Source organism: Bacteroidales bacterium (assembly GCA_018334875.1).
Taxonomy (GTDB): domain Bacteria; phylum Bacteroidota; class Bacteroidia; order Bacteroidales; family UBA12077; genus JAGXLC01.
Genome location: JAGXLC010000450.1, coordinates 1 through 3,227, shown reverse-complemented (window position 1 = coordinate 3,227; position 3,227 = coordinate 1). Strand labels below are relative to the sequence as shown.

The 3,227-nt window shown below is 38.0% G+C and carries 6 protein-coding genes; all 6 read right to left on the bottom strand.

Annotated elements, in window-relative coordinates:
- A partial coding sequence (locus KGY70_19655; protein MBS3777420.1) for a twin-arginine translocation signal domain-containing protein occupies window positions 1–184 on the bottom strand: 184 nt, incomplete at its 3' end.
- A 655-nt stretch (window positions 185–839) separates the two neighbouring features.
- Window positions 840–1,292: a protein-export chaperone SecB gene (locus KGY70_19650; GenBank protein ID MBS3777419.1), complete on the bottom strand. Its 453-nt coding sequence runs from the start codon at window positions 1,290–1,292 to the stop codon at window positions 840–842.
- Window position 1,293: 1 nt separating this feature from the next.
- On the bottom strand, window positions 1,294–1,665 hold the full coding sequence (locus KGY70_19645) for a hypothetical protein (protein MBS3777418.1): 372 nt from the start codon (window positions 1,663–1,665) through the stop codon (window positions 1,294–1,296).
- A 2-nt stretch (window positions 1,666–1,667) separates the two neighbouring features.
- Window positions 1,668–2,069 carry a hypothetical protein gene (locus KGY70_19640; protein ID MBS3777417.1) on the bottom strand — a complete coding sequence of 134 codons (402 nt, stop codon included), beginning with the start codon at window positions 2,067–2,069 and terminating at the stop codon, window positions 1,668–1,670.
- A gap of 463 nt (window positions 2,070–2,532) precedes the next feature.
- Window positions 2,533–2,817, bottom strand: a complete 285-nt coding sequence (locus KGY70_19635) for a hypothetical protein (GenBank protein ID MBS3777416.1) — start codon at window positions 2,815–2,817, stop codon at window positions 2,533–2,535.
- 114 nt (window positions 2,818–2,931) lie between these two features.
- A partial coding sequence (locus KGY70_19630) for an oxidoreductase (protein ID MBS3777415.1) occupies window positions 2,932–3,227 on the bottom strand: 296 nt, incomplete at its 5' end.

The window sequence follows — 3,227 nt, the reverse complement described above, 5'->3', positions numbered from 1 at the left end:
GTCCCCTGATGGTATTATTTGCCATGCCACCGCACCCAACCATCCCGATATTTACTTTATCGCTTGGGGCAATGAAACCGCGGCCTCCCAGAACATGTCGGGGAACTATTGTAAAAGCTGTTAAAGCAATTGCCGACTTTTTAATAAAGTCGCGTCGTGTAGTATTCTTCGTTTTTGATTTCATAAAATTATTTTTTGGTAAGTATCACTTTATGCTATATTTCATTATATTCAAGGGACAATATAAAAAAATTAAAGGATATTTCATATTTCCGAAACCTTATTTTTTCAGTGTTTTTTACCCACACTCCTGCTTCATAATATACATATAATGTCCGATAATAGTATCAATAAAGCTAAGAATGAATCCATATTGACCGGGCTTCGACAACACCTGAGCCCTTTTTGATTCAGGGGAAAACTTCCTTGTTCAGACATATCCATCATACGACCAATATGTTCCAAATCTCTCCACAGGTAATTCAACTGCCGCTTAATTGCCTGAAAAAGGTTGAGCTTGTGTTGAACAATCACTTCCAACTGCTATCCGTGGAGTTAATGCAGAAGCTCCCTTGTGGGGATCTAAGCCCCTGACGTATTCTGAAACCAAATCATCTCACGGAGTGATGAAATTTAGCTGTACCCATCGGTTCATGGGGTTTAAGGACAATTCAAAATCACTTTTGAACTGCTCAACTAGCTGTTTTATTTGACATATATTTATATATAACTGCGGACAGTCAACTGATGAAGTATAAACTGACAGAACAAATGTTCAATCTTCCAGCGGAAGTGATCGACGAGAGAAAAACAAAGAAAATCCTGGATGAAAGAATTGGTTATTTATTCTGAGAGTATGAGTCATCTTCTTCCGCTCCAACTTCAGTAGTGTTCTTCTCCATATCTTCTCTTAAACTTGTTAAATTTAGTGTAGGTAGGTTTATGGGTTTATAACCGGATAAGTTGGTTAGGGTAGAGATATAGGCTCTGATGTAAGGGAACAATATAGCCGGGGCATTGGTATAAAAATATTGATTCAAGAGATCCTTGCTTATTTGATGATCAAATTGATAATTTGCGACAGAATAAACTTCTATATTGATGACATTGTTTTTATCATTTATTTTAACCCCCAGATGCAGTTGGAAATTCGATTGCTTGGTGTCAATATATGCTTTAGGGTCAAATCCAATTGAAAACTCGGTGGATGGCTCCCCATCTCCTTGTTCTATTAGAGATCGTTTTATAAAGAAATTTTTAAATTGAAACTGTGCTTTGGTTCCTTCTTTCATATTAAGCGGCTAATGCGTAATTTTCTTCGTAATTTCCTGACATGATGTTATCCGGTGTATTGACAAACTCGTCATCCCAATCAACAACCCAATTAAACTGGTTAGACTTAAATTCGTGATCTGCAACATCAATACTGTTCAGCGAGTCCTCTGTAATAAAAAGAATATTTTCGTCAGGAAAATGCTCCTCGAAAAGATCTTCCAAATCAGATTCATATTCCCGGTAATTGTTATCCTCATGAAAGGTGGAGGAAGGATTTATCTCGATAATATGGGTATTATAATTCAGGTCATGCTTATATCTTATTGTTAACTCCGGCATAAAATTAATCAATGTGTTCAGCTGATTGATTATAAAAGTTTTTGAATCCATTTCTAAAAAGTGTTTTTAATAAATTTTAATAAATACTCTGCCGTTCTGTAAGCCTTATCACTATCCTCTTTTCTTATTTCAATGTCTTCGTAATCAGATTTTTCTCTGTATAGTTTCAAGTCTTTGATTTGCCTTGAAAAATTTAACGAAGTGTCTCTGTCAATGTTGTTCGTGATCTGATTCTTTACATAATCGATTATGTAACCATGAGTGCCTTTTGGAGAAGAACTGGTATTAGCCCCTAATTGTTCATAGGAGAAACCAAAAAAATCATTCATTTTGAATTTTAACAATTGAAAACAACTGTAATATGAACAATGAACGCTTGGTGCATAAAGGTTTTCTTCTATTAATTTTTTAGCTGCCAGAATATTGAGTTCTGATTTGTTCTCTAAATTACTCACTTCATTGAAAGTTTTGCAAAGTTATGGAAGTATTTCGAAATTACAAAAAAAAGTTGATGTAGGCAATAACCTTTTTACCTGTTTTTATCTCCTTTCCTTTTTTCATTTAACTCCTGAGCACGGGCAAATCGGATAATTTTCCGGTAGGCCCTGTCATAAGCAGCTGCTCCCGTTACAGGTCAACAAATACTGATGGATTAAAACAATTGTTCCGCGTGTTACAGATCCAGGCCCGGAAAATACCGGATATAAATGTTTTCCTCTGACTTATAAACAATTGGATGATAAAACAGTAGTCCCCAACCCAGATAAACTGGAAATCCTAATATAAGGGCAAAGCCGTAAGGATTTATGATTGTTCACCACAGAATCCTTACTTCTTTTGCCTTCTGGGAACTTATAAAACCGGTCGATGTGTCTTTTGTGTAAGCTCTTCCATGAGGGTTTCTTTATTTGATTCTTCCTACTGATCGATTGACTGTGCCAGGTTGAACTCATAGGTCCTCTCAAAGACCTGCTCTTTCGAACCATCTTCAAAGACGGCGGTCAGGCTCGCACGAATTTTCATCATTGGAAGACTCTCCGGAAAACCGGGGGTTTCAGTGGTTTTTTCCTTTCCTTTTATCGTAATGAGCTGTCCATACCGTGATTGGCCGAGCAAATGACGCTGACGTCCCGGCCAGACCCTCCGGTAGCTTCGGTAAAAGCCTTCCTTATAGGTATCATAAACCATACATCCACATTCCACTGTCCAGCCATTAAGAACGACTTAACCTGCATGATCCGGTCAACGCTTATTTCGAAAAGGCAAAGTCCACAGCCAGAAGGCGCGTTTTTTTAAATTTTATTTTCAAACAAGTTCTTAATCTTCCGTGCCAGGAACAGGAACTTTGGAATTGACGAGCTCGCTTGAACCAAGTGAATTTACTGATTCAGGGCCTCCTTCCGGTCCCAGTTGGAGGCTTGACTTCATCATCTCATCCCAGGTAACTTCCTTTCCGGTATATGCCGCAATTCTACCCATTATGGAGGTCAGAGTCGATTTGGCTGTAAGTTCCGCCTCGTTAACGGGTTCATCTCTTCGGATGGCTGTTACCAGATGGATGTGTTCCTGCAGATAAGGACTGTTCACATCTTCAGATTTTTCATAAGTCCAGA